A 16,323-nucleotide genomic window follows, 5' to 3' on the forward strand; every position below is an offset into this window, starting at 1 on the left:
AGTGATTAAAGTTTATGCACCTGCTTCAATTGGTAATGTTAGTGTTGGGTTTGATGTCCTTGGTGCGGCAGTATCACCCGCTGACGGCTCATTATTAGGCGATTGTGTGACTGTCGAAGCGGCAGAGACGTTTTCGTTAACAAATAAAGGCAAATTTGTTTCTAAGCTACCAAAGAAAAACGAGCACAATATCGTTTACCAATGTTGGCAGCTGTTTTGTGAGCGTTTGGGGAAAACCTTGAATGTGGCAATGACGCTGGAGAAAAACATGCCAATTGGCTCTGGCTTAGGTTCGAGCGCATGTTCTGTTGTTGCTGCACTGATGGCGCTGAATGAATTTGCGCAAAAGCCATTCGATGACACTCAGCTGCTTGGCATGATGGGAGAATTGGAAGGGCGTATTTCAGGTAGTGTGCATTACGATAACGTCGCACCGTGTTTCCTTGGTGGATTACAGCTGATTATCGAGCAAAATGGTATTATTTCCCAACCTGTACCAGCATTTGAAAATTGGTATTGGGTAATGGCGTACCCAGGAATTAAAGTCTCGACAGCTGAAGCGCGTGCTATCTTACCAAACAGCTATCCGCGTCATGATATTGTTAATCATGGGCGTTATCTTTCGGGCTTTATTCACGCTTGTCATACTCAACAGCCATTATTGGCGGCGACGATGATCCAAGACGTTGTCGCAGAGCCATACCGTACACAATTGCTGCCTGGCTTTGCTGAGGCTCGTCAAAATGCTAAAGAAATTGGCGCATTAGCTTGTGGGATCTCTGGCTCAGGGCCAACATTATTTGCCATTTGCGATGACAAACTCATCGCTGAAAAAATGGCTGCGTATTTGCAACAACATTATATTCAGAATGATGAAGGCTTTGTGCATATCTGCCGTTTAGATCTCGCCGGGGCAAGGACAATAGGGTAAACAATGAAACTGTATAATTTAAAAGATAACAACGAACAAGTCAGCTTTGCGCAAGCCGTCAAGCAAGGTTTAGGCAAGCAACAAGGTCTGTTTTTCCCACAAGATTTGCCAGAATTTAGCACTGCAGAAATCGACGAATTATTAAAATTAGATTTCGTTACGCGCAGTAGCAAAATTCTGAGCGCATTTATTGGTGATGAAATTCCAGAAACAGAGCTTGCGGCGCGTGTCAAAACGGCATTTGCTTTCCCTGCACCAGTTTCTAAAGTAGAAGATGACGTAGCAACCCTAGAGCTATACCACGGGCCAACATTGGCATTTAAGGACTTTGGTGGACGCTTTATGGCGCAGGCTCTGGGACAAGTTGCAGGTGAGCAACCTGTGACTATTTTAACCGCAACGTCTGGTGATACAGGTGCGGCAGTGGCGCATGCTTTCTATCGTTTAAATAACGTTCAAGTGGTCATCCTCTATCCAGAAGGTAAAATTAGCCCGCTGCAAGAAAAACTGTTCTGTACGCTGGGTGAAAATATTCATACGGTGGCAATTAAAGACGATTTCGATGCATGCCAAGCATTAGTTAAACAATCGTTTGATGATGAAGAGTTGAAAAAAGCGTTATTTTTAAACTCTGCGAACTCGATCAATATCAGCCGCTTATTAGCGCAGATCTGTTATTATTTTGAAGCGGTTGCACAGATCCCAGCGGAAAAACGCGATCATTTAGTGATCTCTGTTCCGAGCGGTAACTTTGGTGATTTAACCGCAGGTTTATTGGCAAAGTCCATGGGGTTACCTGTTAAACGTTTTATTGCGGCAACCAACGTGAATGACACTGTTCCACGTTATTTAGTCGAAGGTGAGTGGAAACCGCATCAAACTGTGGCAACCTTGTCTAATGCGATGGATGTGAGCCAGCCAAATAACTGGCCACGTATTGAAGAACTCTTCCGCCGCAAAGGTTGGTCTTTGAAAGAACTTGGATTTGGTGCGGTTGATGATGAAGTGACAAAAGATACCGTTCGTGAATTGGATAAAAAAGGCTATCTGTCAGAACCTCATGCAGCGGTTGCTTACCGTGTGTTACGTGATCAACTCCAAGCGGGTGAATATGGCCTATTTTTAGGTACCGCACACCCAGCTAAATTCAAAGAAAGCGTTGAGGAGATCTTAAATAAACAGATCCCTTTACCAAAAGAATTAGCAGAGCGAGCCGATTTACCGCTGTTATCTCATTTCTTACCATCTGATTTTGCAAAACTACGTGAATTTCTAATGAAATTAGCGCCTAAGCAATAATTTGATTTTCAAAACCTATCAGAGTGGTGACAAACTTAATCGGTTTGTCATCACTCTGAAAGGAAGCCTAATTAGTTGATATTACAATAATATTATCAATTAAATTGAGCTCCACCTATCATCACCATCTCGCCCATCTTTTCCATCTTTACCGCTATTTGGCCCTGAATCATCGCCTTTACCACTGTCACCACTTCCTGAGCCATCTCCACCATTCCCTCCATAGATACCACCACTACCGCCATTGCCCCCGTTACCATTGCTTCCTGGTGCTGCATGCCCACCATGGTTCCCGTGACCTTGAACAGTATGGTTTCCACCGTCCTGTCCGTTATCTCCAGCCTCACGATGACTGCCGTTTGTACCATTTTGTCCACTATTCGAGGTATTTTCTTGATTAATCAATTGAAAAGCATTTTTTTTCTCGAGTATTAGCCCACAATTGAATTGTGAGTGCGGATTAGTCATGGTGGTGGTAGTGGCTTCTTGAGATAAGCAATTAATCAATAGATTAAAGGAGTTAGTGGCGTGACTAGTAATAGAGATACTCATTAATAATAGAGAGCAGAGCGATAGAGTTGATTGGTTATTCATAAGCGCCTCCATTTCCCCCTTTAGACAAGGGGGAATTATTGATTGGTATATTAATTAATGGCTATTACCACCATTTCCACTATGATTCAGCCAGAGTTCAGATGTGACTAACGGCGGAGTCTCTAATAATGAGAGTAAAGATGATGTTGCAAAAGAGGAAATGGGGAAGAATAAAGATATAATTAAAATAGATATTTTATGCATATAAAATCCTTGATTAAAATGAATTAAATAAACTGCATAAAAAAGTCTAATTTATTATTTGTAATGTTCAATAAAGTAATGAGTTAAATGGTCTATTAAATTTATTTACAGTAAATATAAAATGATAGTGTAATGACTTCGGTGGGAATTAGATTTTTGCCATATTATTAAAGGGCATATAATATGGCTTTTATAAAAATCAATTAATCGTTTTTAAGTGCTTTTTTATTTCATTTTGAATATATTCAGATGAGCTATTTTTATTTAAATTCAGCATGACAATAGCTTTTTCATGTTCATTCATATCTGCAAACAAAGTTGCTGGCTTAGTTTGAATTTTTTTGAATTTTTTTGATTTTTCAACGTGGGATTGCATACTGTTTAGTATTGTAGGAGCCGTATTATTTTGGGTGAAACTTAAGGCAATGGCCGCTTTTTCATGGCTATCTAATTGGGAAAATGCCGTACTCATATGCGTATTTTTTTCAGTAGAAATACCCGCCAGGTTTAAATGTTGTTGGATTGCACGTTGGTTAGCCGCCGAACTATTATTTTCAACGAATGTTAATGCTGTTGCTGCATTTTTATGAGTATTTACGTCTGATTGTGCATTCGCTATATTATTGGTAGCAACAATAAAACCTAATGCAATAATAATTTTTTTCATTATCTATCCTTATTTAATTAAACGAATCTCGAATTTCAATAAGGGCATAATAATAGATGCATGCTGTCTTAAGACTGACAGTAAAATGACAATATTGCCATTTTATCTTTTAACTGTTTAGTTATTGGGTAAAAAAAGAGTAAATTGTGTTGAGTATTCATCAGATGCTACGTTAATAGTTCCTTTATGGGTCAATATAATGGACTTCACAATGGCGAGGCCGATACCACTTCCTTCATTTTTTCGCTGGCGTGATTTATCGACGCGGTAAAAACGGTCAAATAACTTTGGTAAATGTTCATCTGGTATTTTTTTTCCGGGGTTACTGACAATAATTTTAATGCCATTTTGGACATTTGCTAGGTTTATACTGACAGCGTTACCTTTAGGTGTATAGCGAATTGCATTAGAAATTAAGTTTGTTAGTGCCCTTCTTAGCATGTCTTTATCAGCTAAAATAATGTTAGCTTCACCAGTCATTGTAAGTTGAATTTCATTGTCTTCAGCTAAGAATTCAAAATAATCGAAAATAAGTGTAATTTCGGATTGGACATCCACTTGCGTTTTTTCTGGAATAAGTCGGTTATCATCGGCTTGAGCAAGAAATAACATGTCTGAAATCATTCGTGAAAGTCGGTTATATTCTTCTAGGTTTGAATAAAGGACTTCAACAAGCTCCTCTTTTGTCCGATTTTTATTTAGCGAAATTTGAGTTTCTGTCATTAAGTTTGTAATCGGCGTTCTCATCTCGTGAGCGATATCGGCAGAAAAATTAGTCTGCCGAACAAAAACATCCTCAATTTTTACTATCATTTGGTTAAATGATTCAGTGAGCTGCTTTAATTCTTTTGGTACGGATGTGGGGTCTAACCGAATGCTCAAATTTTCCGACGTGACATTTTTAATTTCGTCACTGACTTCTTTAAGGGGCTTAAGCCCTTTAATGACTAAAAAATAGACAATAATAATTGTTAGTAAACAGAGTAAAACAGCACTAATAATTAAGTTATTGATTAAGGAGCTCAGGTAATCATGATGAAAGTTAAGAGAAAGTGCGGTGACTAATCGATATTTTTTTGTGTCATCCGGCACGCTAACCTGAATATGGCTTTCTGCAATACGGTAATTTTCAAGATATTGGTCGTGATTATCTTTTTCAACATTATAGTTTTTTAATGCTTCAATAATATCTTTATTCGTATTGGGGGAAATTAACGTATTACCCTGATTATCTGAAAGGTAAACAGCAATATCTTGGTGCTCATTTAAAATGGTTTTTATACGCGAAAATTGTTCATTTTGTGAATCTGAGTTTTCACTTAATAAACTACTAATGGTTAAATTTATTTGGCTTAAGGTGTATTCGTCCTGTTGCTTAAAATGTAACACAACGGAGTTGATCATGATCCAACTAAATAATAATAAAGCCAGTGAGAGCGTTGCACCGATCAAAACGACGAGTCGAGTTAAGATAGAAACAGGCGCATTAAATAATTTAATCATTTTCTGGGATCTCTAATAAATATCCCATTCCTCTGATGGTATGGATCAATTTGGGCTCGTAATTGAGATCTATTTTTGATCTTAAACGCTTAATCGCCACATCAATGACATTGGTATCACTGTCAAAATTCATGTCCCACACTTTTGAGGCAATCAAAGAGCGAGATAAAACCTCACCTTGGTGTAAAACAAAAAATTCAAGTAGCGCGAATTCTTTACTGGTTAAATTGATTTTATCGTTGGCACGGGTAACGCGTCGTTTTATTAAATCGACATGAAGGTCTGCAATATGAAATTGAGTTTTTTGGATATTATTATTGCCACGGCGCAGTAATGTTCGAACACGTGCCAGTAATTCAGAAAAATCGAAAGGTTTGATTAAATAATCATCGGCTCCCAATTCGAGCCCTTTTACTCGATGCTCAACATTACCTAATGCTGTTAGCATTAATATGGGCGTATTTTTTCCCATCGCTCGCAAGTTTTTGGCAATTTCCCAACCATTAATATCGGGTAGCATCACATCAAGAATAATTAAATCATACGCTTCGGTTGTCGCCATATGCAGGCCTGTGATCCCATTCTCTATTGCATCAACCACAAAGCCAGATTCTGTTAATCCTTTGGATAAATATTCTCTAGTTTTATGTTCATCTTCCACAATAAGTAATTTCACAGTCACCTCAACGACAATATTTGTACGACTTCATTCTAAGCATTGAAATCCACAAATGTAAAATGACAAATTTGTCATTTTCATGTCATGAATCTAACAGAGGGTTTTTTTTACGATAACGCTAATTTAAATCACTAGAGGCATGGCTATACCATGTATTTTCTCAAAATATTATTGATAGCGAATGCCCTGCTTTTAAGTGGCTGTGTTTCATTAGCGCCTGAATACCAACGCCCAAATCTAAATATTCCGAACCAATTAAGCAGCAGTGCACCCACCTCAAGTGAAGAATCAACATTTTCAGTACCAAGCTGGCAAGCATTTATTCAAGACTCGCAACTGAAAGCAGTTATTCAGCGTGCGCTTGAAAAAAACAGTGATCTTTATTTAGCGGTATTAGATGTCGAAGAAGCTCGAGCCCGTTTTGGGTTAGCCAGTGCAGAAAGATATCCACAAATTAATGCGTCAATGGGAAGTGAGTATAGCCAAGGGTTACAGCAAGGCGCTGTATTCGATAAAAAATATAATGCAGGCGTAGATATTCGCTATGAATTGGACTTTTTTGGGCGAATAAAGAACTTAACTGAAGCGGATAGAGCTAAATTTATTGCCTCAGAAGAGATGCTCAGAGCGACTCAAATTTTAACCATTAAAACAGTTGCAGAAGCGTATTTAGATGTGGCGTATAACCAGCAACTCTTATTGATTGCACAAGAGACGAAAACCAGTTACCTCAATAGCCAGTCGATTGTGGCACAAAAAGTGGCAGCGGGAAAAGCGACATTGGCTGATTTAGAACAAGCGAGAGGGCAAGTCCAGTCAATTGAGATCAATATCGAAAACATTCACCGCGAAATTGCTAGAAATGAAAACTTAGTGAATTTTTTAACGAATGACTATATTCAACAAGTCAAAATGCCAGAAGGTGGTTTTGAGCTTAATTACCCGTTGATTACAGCCCCCTCAGTCTTATCGTCTGACATTCTATTAAGCCGTCCAGATATTATAGCAGCAGAGCAAAATATTATTTCTGAAAATGCCAATATTGGCGTAGCAAGAGCAGCCTTTTTCCCGTCGATTTCCTTCAATACTGGTGTTGCTAATAGTAACGACTCGTTATCTGGCTTATTTGACTCTTCTAATGGTGTTTGGAATTTTATTCCTAAAATCACCTTACCTATTTTTACTGGGGGAACAAATAGCCGAAATCTAGAGCTCGCAAATATTCGTAAAAATAAAGCGATAGTGAACTACGAAAAAAGTATTCAAGTAGCATTTCGTGAAGTGAAAGATGCGTTTGTTATTAAGTCGAGTTTGGAGAGGCAATTAAGTGAACAGGTACTGTACGTCAATACATTGCAGAGTGTCTTAACACAGAAACAATCAAGTTACCGCTATGGGGGTGCCACCAGCTACCTTGATGTACTTGAAGCACAGAGAAGCTTATTTACTGAGCAGCAAAATTTACTGAAGTTAAAAATCGAACAGCAGAAGAATGAGGTGACTTTGTTCTCTGCACTAGGTGGTGGGTTTATTAAATCATAAGGATAAGTATGAAAAAGTTAAACGGTATTATTTTTGTCCTTTCAATCGGCATATTCACTGCGACAGGTTACGCAAATGCAGCGGATCATAATCACTCTGTGTACCCTGAAAAAGTTGCAGAACCTGTTATTAATACGGAGGGGAAATTAATTTCTATTGATAAAGAAAATAAGAAATTAACGATTAATCACAAAGAGATTGAAAGTATTGGTTGGCCACCAATGACGATGCGCTTCACTTATGAAGATGAAAATATGATTAAAGGCTTACAAGACAATGACGAATTAAAATTTTCCTTTGAGCAAAAAGGCAATCTTTCAATATTGAAATCCGTCGAAAAAATAAACTAATTAGATAGAGAGATGTTATGTCATTAGTTAACCTCACTAAATTGCTGTTGGTTATTATTGTATCGAGCGTTATTTCAATCTTGTTTTATCGCTATTTTTTTGTTGAAGAAAATAATAGTCAACTGATGGAAAAACAAGAACGAACGGTATTGTATTGGTATGACCCTATGTATCCAAATACCAAGTTTGATCAACCAGGTAAGTCGCCATTTATGGACATGGATCTTGTGCCTAAATATGCCGATGAAAACCAAGGATCAGCAAAGAGTAAAGGAGTCACTATTAACCCAACTCAAACCCAAAATTTAGGGCTAAAAACGGTTGAGGTAAAATGGGGGCAACTAAGCTATGACCTAACATTTCCTGCCGAAATTACGTTTAATGATCACCAATTTGCGATTATACAAGCAAGGGAAAGCGGCTTTGTGGAAAAAGTATATCCATTTACCGTTGGTGAACGAATTCAAAAAGGCGTTCCAATTGCTGATCTAACGATCCCTGCGTGGGTTGAAGCGCAAAGTGAATATTTAGCGTTAAAACAAATGGGTGCTAACCAATCTGATCTTAATAGCGTGATCGAGCGCCTACGATTAAATGGAATGCCTGAAGGATCGCTCTCCCAATTTATTAAAACGGGAAAAGTGCAAACACGCTTTACCATTCAAGCGCCGATATCCGGTGTTATTACTGCATTAAATCTACGTTTAGGAATGAATATTTCTAAAGAAGTGATTATCGCCCAAATACAGGGAACTAACCCTCTGTGGGTGAATGCATCCGTCTCCCAATTAGCGGCGGAATTACTGACTAAACAAGCGCAGTTTTCTGTTTCTATTCCCGCTTATTCAACTCAGCAATTTATAGTGAAAAACTGGTTAATATTACCAAGTGCGGATCAAACAAGTCGCACCATCAATATCCGTGCAGAAATTGAAGATAACGCCAATGTATTAAAACCAGGAATGACCGCCTATTTAAATGTATTGGCGAAAGGCCAAGAAAGTTTATTAGTTCCCTCTCAAGCTATTGTGGATTCAGGGAAAGAACAACACGTTATTGTGGTGGGGGAGCAAGGGGAGTTTATCCCTAAGAACGTGCGTATTATGGCCGAATCCCAGCAAACAACGGCTATTTCACAAGGGTTGCAAGTTGGCGAAAAGGTTGTGACGCAAGGTATTTTCCTGATTGATTCAGAAGCAAGTATTGCGGGTGCATTAGCTCGAATGGAGGCGCTTCCCGTGCAATCCACGTCATTAAATCATTCATCGCATAAATCTAAGGAGTAGACTATGTTGGAATGGGTTATAAGACGCTCGGTTGCGAATCGCTTTTTAGTCTTAATGGGGGTGGTATTTTTAGTCATAGCAGGAATATGGAGTATTCGTAGTACGCCAGTGGATGCACTGCCTGACTTATCTGATGTGCAGGTGATCATCAAAACCACTTATCCAGGACAAGCTCCCCAACTGGTTGAAAACCAAGTTACTTACCCAATTACGACCACAATGTTATCCGTGCCAGGGGCGAAAACAGTTCGCGGCTTTTCTGCCTTCGGTGATTCTTATGTGTATGTGATTTTTGAGGATAATACGGATTTATATTGGGCTCGTTCACGGGTTTTGGAATATTTAAACCAAGTTCAGGCAAAACTGCCAAAAGGTGCAGTCGCCTCAATTGGCCCGGATGCAACAGGTGTAGGTTGGGTGTTTGAATATGCCTTGGTTGATAAAAACGGTAAACATAACTTAGCTGAGTTACGATCGCTGCAAGATTGGTTTTTGAAATATGAATTAAAAGCGCTGCCAAATGTTTCTGAAGTTGCAACAGTTGGTGGTGTAGTGAAGTCTTATCAAATTATTGTTGACCCACTTAAATTAACGCAGTTTTCAGTGACGTTACCTGAAATAAAACAAGCCGTTGAAATGGCGAATCAAGAGGCTGGTGGGTCTTCCATCGAAATTGCTGAAGCTGAGTTTATGGTTAGAGCCAATGGTTATCTGCAATCTATGGATGACTTTAATAAAATCTACCTGAAAATGGCAGAAAATAACGTCCCAATCTACCTGAAAGATGTTGCTCGTATTCAAGAAGGCCCAGAAATGCGCCGTGGTGTTGCTGAGCTTAACGGGGAAGGTGAAGTTGTCGGTGGGATCATTTTATTACGTTCAGGTGAAAATGCGCGAAATGTTATTAATGATGTAAAACAAAAGCTTGAAGATTTAAGTGCGAGTTTGCCTGACGGTATTGAAATCATCACAACCTATGATAGAAGCATTCTGATTGATAATGCGATTGATAACCTCAGCGATAAATTGTTAGAAGAGTTTATTGTTGTTGCTTTAGTTTGTGCAGTTTTCTTATGGCATTTCCGCTCTGCTTTAGTCGCGATTATTTCTTTACCTCTAGGGCTATTTATTGCGTTTATTGTTATGCGTTACCAAGGAATAAATGCAAACATTATGTCGCTTGGGGGAATTGCGATTGCGATTGGCGCAATGGTTGATGCGGCTATTGTGATGATTGAAAATGCCCACAAGAAATTAGAAAAATGGCAACATCAACATGAAGGGCAAGTTCTTGATAATACACAGCGTTGGAAATTAATTACTGACTCAGCAGTTGAAGTCGGGCCTGCATTATTTATCAGCTTACTTATTATCACGTTGTCTTTTATTCCCATCTTTACGTTGGAAGGCCAAGAAGGGCGTTTATTTGGCCCTCTGGCCTTTACCAAAACCTATGCGATGGCTGGGGCTGCTGCACTAGCATTAATCGTAATTCCGATATTAATGGGGTATTGGATCCGCGGTAATATCCCAAATGAAAATAAAAACCCACTAAACCGCTGGCTAATTGCAATATATAGCCCAATGTTATTAAAAGTGTTGGCATGGCCGAAAACGACATTGCTGATTGGCATTTTGTCATTGTTTACCGTGATATGGCCATTAAAGCATTTAGGGGGTGAATTTCTCCCGTCAATTAATGAAGGTGATTTGCTGTATATGCCCTCAACACTACCGGGGGTATCTCCTGCTCAAGCGGCGTTTTTACTACAAAATACCGATAAGCTAATCAAAACTATTCCTGAAGTTGATACCGTTTTTGGCAAGGTGGGGAAAGCAGAAACCGCTACTGACTCGGCACCGATGGAAATGATCGAAACCACCATTCGTTTAAAGCCACAGTCTGAGTGGCGTGAAGGGATGACACTGGAAAAAATTATCGATGAGTTAGATGAAACTGTGCGTTTGCCAGGGGTTGCTAATTTATGGGTTCCACCGATTCGTAATCGAATCGATATGCTTTCCACAGGGGTTAAAAGCCCGATAGGCATTAAAGTTTCAGGGAAAGACCTCGAAGAAATCGATGCATTTGCACAACAGATTGAAAAAGTGACGAAAACAGTCCCAGGGGTCGTCTCTGTGTTAGCCGAACGGCTGGTGGGCGGTCGGTATGTTGATGTCAAAATCGATAGGGAAAAAGCCGCTCGTTTTGGTATGAGTATCAGTGATGTACAGGTTTATATCTCTATGGCGACAGGGGGGGAGATGATAGGAGAAACCGTTGAAGGGATTGAGCGTTACCCCATTAGCCTAAGGTACCCACAGGATTACCGAAACAGTGTTTCTGCATTGAAACTATTACCGATTTTAACACCAAATAAGCAACAAATCGTTCTCAGTGATGTGGCTGATGTGGTAGTGCAAATGGGGCCACCGATGCTAAAAACAGAAAATGCACGGCCCACCAGTTGGATTTATATCGATGCGCGGGATAGGGATATGGTCTCTGTCATTAATGATATCGATATGGCAATAAAAAATAATATTCAAATGAAATCAGGGGTCAGTTACTCCTTCACAGGACAATTTGAATTACTTGAAAGAGCCAACCAAAAATTAATGTTAATGGTACCTGCTACCATCATGATTATTTTTGTCTTGCTCTATTTAGCCTTCAGGCGCTTTAGTGAGGCTCTGTTGATTTTATTAAGTTTGCCTTTTGCATTAGTGGGCGCTATTTGGTTCCTATATGGGATGAATTTTAATTTATCCGTTGCAACAGGGACTGGCTTTATTGCATTAGCTGGGGTCGCTGCTGAATTTGGTGTGGTGATGTTGATTTATTTAAGGCATGCCATTGAAGATAGAGAAAAACTGCAAGGAATAAACACATTATCCAATCAGGATTTAGATAGTGCGTTATATGAAGGGGCAGTATTGCGTGTCCGACCTAAAGCGATGACAGTTGCTGTTATTTTAGCAGGATTATTGCCAATTTTATTAGGAACAGGAGTTGGGTCAGAGGTGATGAGCCGAATTGCTGCCCCAATGATTGGCGGGATGATAACGGCACCATTGTTATCGTTATTTATCATTCCTGCTGCATATAAATTAATTTGCCAAATGCGCCATAAAAAATAGAAATTTTACAGGTATTAATCATTATTATTGATAAGGTAAATAGCAATGAAAAAGATAATTTTAGGTGGAATGTTTTTACTGTCATTTTCTGCATTTTCTCAAAACCAGAGCGTGCAACTGTATAAAGATGCCAACTGCGGTTGCTGCCAGTTATGGGGAGAAGGCGTAAAAAAAGCAGGGTATGACGTTGTGGTCAATGAAATTAGTTATGATGAATTGAACAAATTGAATGATGAGCTGAATGTGCCATACAACTTACGCAGCTGCCATATCGCAAAATACAAAGGTAAAGTGATTGTTGGGCATGTGCCTGTGAGCAGCTTAGACACGATTGATACGTTGCCTACGGATGTGGTTGGAATTTCAGTACCAGGCATGCCAATTGGCAGCTTAGGTATGGAGCAACCAGATGGGAGAACGCAGCCGTATTCCGTGGTTCAATTTAAAGCCAATGGCGAATACCGTTAGTTCAGAAAAAACTTCATTAAGTTGCAGGGGAACCTGCAACTTGTGCGAATAGCATTAACTTTCTAATATCAGCTCAATGGATTTCAGCTCTTCTTGGCTGAAATCGCGGTTTTTTAAGATCCCTATCGCGTCATCAATTTGGCTAATACGGCTTGCCCCAATTAAAACGGAAGTGATCCTATCATGGCGTAATAACCACGCTAATGCCATTTGGCTCAGCTTTTGATCGCGTTTTGCCGCAATTTCATTCAATTGTTTAACTTTTGCTAAGATAGCAGAAGTCAGTCGCTCAGGAGGCAGTGACGGATTACCTGCAGCTCGTGAGTCAGCAGGGATACCATTTAAATAGCGATCCGTTAAGATCCCGCCAGCAAGTGGAGAATATGCGATTGAACCTACGCCTTCTTCTTCAAGAACATCAAGCAAACCTTCTTCGGGCGTGCGTTCAAGCATGGAATATTTTGGTTGGTGGATAAGGCAGGGCGTTCCTAATTCAGTCAGAATGCCAATGGCCTCTTTCGCTAAATCGGCGGGATAGTTTGAAATCCCAACGTACAGTGCTTTTCCTTGGCGAACAATTAAGTCAAGGGCAGCCATAGTTTCTTCTAATGGCGTATCAGGGTCTGGACGATGGTGGTAAAAAATATCCACATAATCAAGTCCCATACGCTTTAAACTTTGATTAAGACTGGCAACCAAATATTTTTTGCTTCCCCAATCGCCATAGGGCCCATCCCACATGGTAAACCCCGCTTTTGATGAAATGATCATTTCATCGCGATAAGGTAGAAAATCTCGATGTAAGATCTGGCCAAATTTTGTTTCGGCAGATCCTGGTGGAGGGCCATAGTTATTGGCAAGATCAAAATGCGTAATACCAAGGTCAAAAGCATGGCGCAGCATAGCTTGGCAGTTATCAAACGATTTGTTATCGCCAAAATTATGCCATAAGCCTAAGGAAATCAGTGGTAAACGCAGCCCACTGCGGCCACATAAACGGTATTCCATTTCAGTATAGCGCTTTGATGATGCGACATAAGGCATACTTCACCTCCAAAATAGTAAGCAAAAATCACTCTGATATTGTCATAAACCCCAAATGTGAGCTGAGGAATCAATGCTAATTTAATTTAGTATGGTCGTTTTATCGTGAAATTGTGATGGTGTACGAAGAATTTTAGGATGTATTGAAAGCGACGGGTACTAATTGTGAGTCAATACCCGTTATTAGAGGATTAGATTTGTTCTGGGCGAGTAAAAATGAGCTCATTACCTTTAGATTGGCTTTCATCAAATTGATAACCTTCTAAATTAAAGTCAGGCAATTGCTCGGTTTTTGTCAGTTTATTTTGAATAATAAATCTGCTCATTAAACCGCGTGCTTTCTTTGCATAAAAGCTGATGACTTTATATTTGCCGTTTTTCTCATCAAGGAAAACAGGCTTAATAATCTGCCCATCTAATTTTTTGGTATTTACAGATTTAAAATATTCATCGGAAGCAAGGTTAACTAAAACTTTGTCGTTCTGCTGAGCAAGTGCCAGGTTCAATTGTTTGGTAATGATATCGCCCCAGAATTCATAGAGGTTTTTACCACGGGTATTCTTTAGTGGAATTCCCATTTCAAGGCGATAAGGTTGCATTAAATCTAATGGGCGCAAAATACCATAAAGGCCAGATAAAATACGTAAATGAGACTGGGCAAACTCGAAATCTGCTGGAGAAAAAGTCTCTGCTTTCATCCCGGTATAAACATCACCTTTAAACGCTAAAATGGCTTGGCGTGCATTTTCAGGGGTAAAGTCTGCGTGCCATTCTGCAAAACGAGCGGCGTTGAGGCCTGCCAATTTATCACTAATTTTCATTAAACTGGCGATATCCACAGGGGTTAACTTACGACATTCTTTGATGAGTTTTTGCGATTCTGCTAATAACTCAGGTTGCGTAAATTGCACTGTCGCAAGTGGGCTTTCGTAGTCTAATGTTTTTGCAGGTGAAATAGTAATAAGCATGACTTGACCCTTTATAAAAGAATAATAACGCTTACTTTAGCAAAAATTCATCCTAAATAGCTAATTGATGCAATAAGCCAAATCAATATTATTCTTTGTTATTGTTAGCTAACGAAATATTTCGCTAAAAGGATTCAGCTTGATATCAAGTTGCGAAACCGTTTGCCAATCAAATAGTTGCTTTTGACTAGATTTCCTTGCTTGCAGCAATATGGATGCATGATATTATCTGTAGACGGTGCGGCGATAGCCACAATTCCTTTATAATACGCAAAGTAATTCAAGTTGCAGCCTGTTAGCCAACACCGCTACAGCTTGGAGCATGACGGGTTACCCTAAATACTTCAAGTTGTAGGTAGGCGGCAAGTAAACGAGTTTCTAGGAGCATATATTAGCATGTGACTAGAGCGAGAGAGCGTAGCCAACACCGCTACAGCTTGGAGCATGACGGGTTACCCTAAATACTTCAAGTTGTAGGTAGGCGGCAAGTAAACGAGTCTCTAGGAGCATACATTAGTATGTGACTAGAGCGAGAGAGCGTAGCCAACACCGCTACAACTTGAAATATGACGGGTATAACAACGAGACTAAAGAAATGACCGATAAACTGACCTCCTTACGTAGTCTGACAACTGTTGTTGCTGATACTGGCGACATCGAAGCAATGAAGCTTTACAAACCACAAGATGCGACCACCAACCCGTCGCTAATCTTAAATGCTGCACAAATTCCTGAGTACCGTAAATTAATTGATGAAGCGGTTGAATGGGCACGTAAGCAAAGCAGCAATCGTGAGCAACAAATTATTGATGCTTGTGACAAACTGGCTGTGAATATCGGTCTGGAAATTCTGAAATTAGTTCCGGGTCGTATTTCTACCGAAGTTGATGCACGTCTTTCTTATGACGAAGAAGCCTGTATTGCTAAAGCACGTCATTTAATCAAAATGTACAACGATGCGGGTATCAGCAATGATCGCATCTTGATTAAATTAGCGTCTACTTGGCAGGGTATCCGTGCAGCGGAAAAACTAGAAAAAGAAGGCATCAACTGTAACCTGACTTTATTATTCTCTTTTGCTCAAGCACGCGCTTGTGCAGAAGCAGGTGTTTACCTGATCTCTCCATTCGTGGGCCGTATCCTTGACTGGTACAAAGCAAATACTGACAAAAAAGAGTTTGCACCACAAGAAGATCCAGGTGTGGTTTCTGTAACTGAAATCTATAACTACTATAAAGCACACGGCTATAAAACAGTTGTTATGGGTGCAAGTTTCCGTAATGTGGGCGAAATCATTGAATTAGCAGGTTGCGATCGCTTAACAATCTCCCCAGGCTTACTGAAAGAGCTGTCTGAGTCTGAAGGCACATTAGTACGTAAACTGACTGATGCGGGTAAAACGCAAGAGCCAGGTGCTAAACTGACCGAAGCTGAATTCTACTGGCAGCATAACCAAGATCCAATGGCAGTTGATAAACTGTCTGACGGTATCCGTAAGTTTGCTATAGACCAAGAAAAACTGGAAAAAATGATTGCAGATTTACTGTAATTTTTCTAGCGTCGTCAAAACCCAGCCAATTGGCTGGGTTTTTTTATGGCTATTTTTCATTGATTTATATCTCAATTTAAATATAAAAAAACCACAAC

The 16,323-nt window shown here is 39.7% G+C and carries 14 protein-coding genes; 8 read left to right on the top strand and 6 right to left on the bottom strand.

Annotated elements, in window-relative coordinates:
* The first annotated feature begins 1 nt into the window (after position 1).
* Positions 2 to 931, top strand: a complete 930-nt coding sequence (thrB, locus tag KDJ85_RS14305; RefSeq protein WP_225820243.1) for a homoserine kinase — start codon at positions 2 to 4, stop codon at positions 929 to 931.
* Positions 932 to 934: 3 nt separating this feature from the next.
* Positions 935 to 2,230, top strand: a complete 1,296-nt coding sequence (gene thrC, locus KDJ85_RS14310) for a threonine synthase (protein WP_225820244.1) — start codon at positions 935 to 937, stop codon at positions 2,228 to 2,230.
* 99 nt (positions 2,231 to 2,329) lie between these two features.
* On the opposite strand, the gene KDJ85_RS14315 is transcribed toward thrC, so the two are convergent.
* The 4 genes from KDJ85_RS14315 to KDJ85_RS14330 all read right to left on the bottom strand — a co-directional run bounded on the left by KDJ85_RS14315 (position 2,330) and on the right by KDJ85_RS14330 (position 5,874).
* Positions 2,330 to 2,824, bottom strand: coding sequence for a hypothetical protein (locus KDJ85_RS14315; protein ID WP_225820245.1), 495 nt, complete (start codon positions 2,822 to 2,824; stop codon positions 2,330 to 2,332).
* A gap of 403 nt (positions 2,825 to 3,227) precedes the next feature.
* Entirely contained in the window at positions 3,228 to 3,695 is a 468-nt protein-coding gene (locus KDJ85_RS14320) for a hypothetical protein (protein ID WP_225820246.1), read from the bottom strand.
* Between the two features lie 117 nt (positions 3,696 to 3,812).
* Positions 3,813 to 5,198, bottom strand: coding sequence for a Cu(+)/Ag(+) sensor histidine kinase (locus tag KDJ85_RS14325; RefSeq protein WP_225820247.1), 1,386 nt, complete (start codon positions 5,196 to 5,198; stop codon positions 3,813 to 3,815).
* Complete coding sequence (locus KDJ85_RS14330) at positions 5,191 to 5,874, bottom strand: heavy metal response regulator transcription factor (protein WP_225820248.1); 684 nt, start codon at positions 5,872 to 5,874, stop codon at positions 5,191 to 5,193. The genes KDJ85_RS14325 and KDJ85_RS14330 overlap by 8 nt, the downstream gene beginning before the upstream one ends.
* Before the next feature lie 153 nt (positions 5,875 to 6,027).
* Between KDJ85_RS14330 and KDJ85_RS14335 the strand changes: the two genes are divergently transcribed.
* From KDJ85_RS14335 to KDJ85_RS14355, 5 genes are read left to right on the top strand one after another with little or no spacing between them, the layout of a single operon-like run.
* On the top strand, positions 6,028 to 7,419 hold the full coding sequence (locus KDJ85_RS14335) for an efflux transporter outer membrane subunit (protein WP_225820249.1): 1,392 nt from the start codon (positions 6,028 to 6,030) through the stop codon (positions 7,417 to 7,419).
* A gap of 8 nt (positions 7,420 to 7,427) precedes the next feature.
* Positions 7,428 to 7,769, top strand: a complete 342-nt coding sequence (locus tag KDJ85_RS14340; RefSeq protein WP_225820250.1) for a copper-binding protein — start codon at positions 7,428 to 7,430, stop codon at positions 7,767 to 7,769.
* 17 nt (positions 7,770 to 7,786) lie between these two features.
* Positions 7,787 to 9,055 carry an efflux RND transporter periplasmic adaptor subunit gene (locus KDJ85_RS14345; RefSeq protein ID WP_225820251.1) on the top strand — a complete coding sequence of 423 codons (1,269 nt, stop codon included), beginning with the start codon at positions 7,787 to 7,789 and terminating at the stop codon, positions 9,053 to 9,055.
* A 3-nt stretch (positions 9,056 to 9,058) separates the two neighbouring features.
* Positions 9,059 to 12,196, top strand: coding sequence for an efflux RND transporter permease subunit (locus KDJ85_RS14350; RefSeq protein ID WP_225820252.1), 3,138 nt, complete (start codon positions 9,059 to 9,061; stop codon positions 12,194 to 12,196).
* A 45-nt stretch (positions 12,197 to 12,241) separates the two neighbouring features.
* Positions 12,242 to 12,664, top strand: a complete 423-nt coding sequence (locus tag KDJ85_RS14355) for a DUF411 domain-containing protein (RefSeq protein WP_225820253.1) — start codon at positions 12,242 to 12,244, stop codon at positions 12,662 to 12,664.
* A gap of 54 nt (positions 12,665 to 12,718) precedes the next feature.
* Here KDJ85_RS14355 and KDJ85_RS14360 read toward each other — a convergent pair whose 3' ends face one another.
* Positions 12,719 to 13,708 (bottom strand): aldo/keto reductase, encoded by a 990-nt coding sequence (locus tag KDJ85_RS14360; protein ID WP_225820254.1) that lies wholly within the window; start codon positions 13,706 to 13,708, stop codon positions 12,719 to 12,721.
* Positions 13,709 to 13,899: 191 nt separating this feature from the next.
* Complete coding sequence (gene yaaA / locus KDJ85_RS14365) at positions 13,900 to 14,676, bottom strand: peroxide stress protein YaaA (RefSeq protein ID WP_225820255.1); 777 nt, start codon at positions 14,674 to 14,676, stop codon at positions 13,900 to 13,902.
* Positions 14,677 to 15,271: 595 nt separating this feature from the next.
* Here yaaA and tal point away from each other — a divergent pair.
* Entirely contained in the window at positions 15,272 to 16,225 is a 954-nt protein-coding gene (gene tal, locus KDJ85_RS14370; RefSeq protein WP_225820334.1) for a transaldolase, read from the top strand.
* Positions 16,226 to 16,323: the final 98 nt, after the last annotated feature.

It is taken from the genome of Providencia vermicola (assembly GCF_020381325.1).
In the GTDB taxonomy this organism is placed as follows: domain Bacteria; phylum Pseudomonadota; class Gammaproteobacteria; order Enterobacterales; family Enterobacteriaceae; genus Providencia; species Providencia vermicola.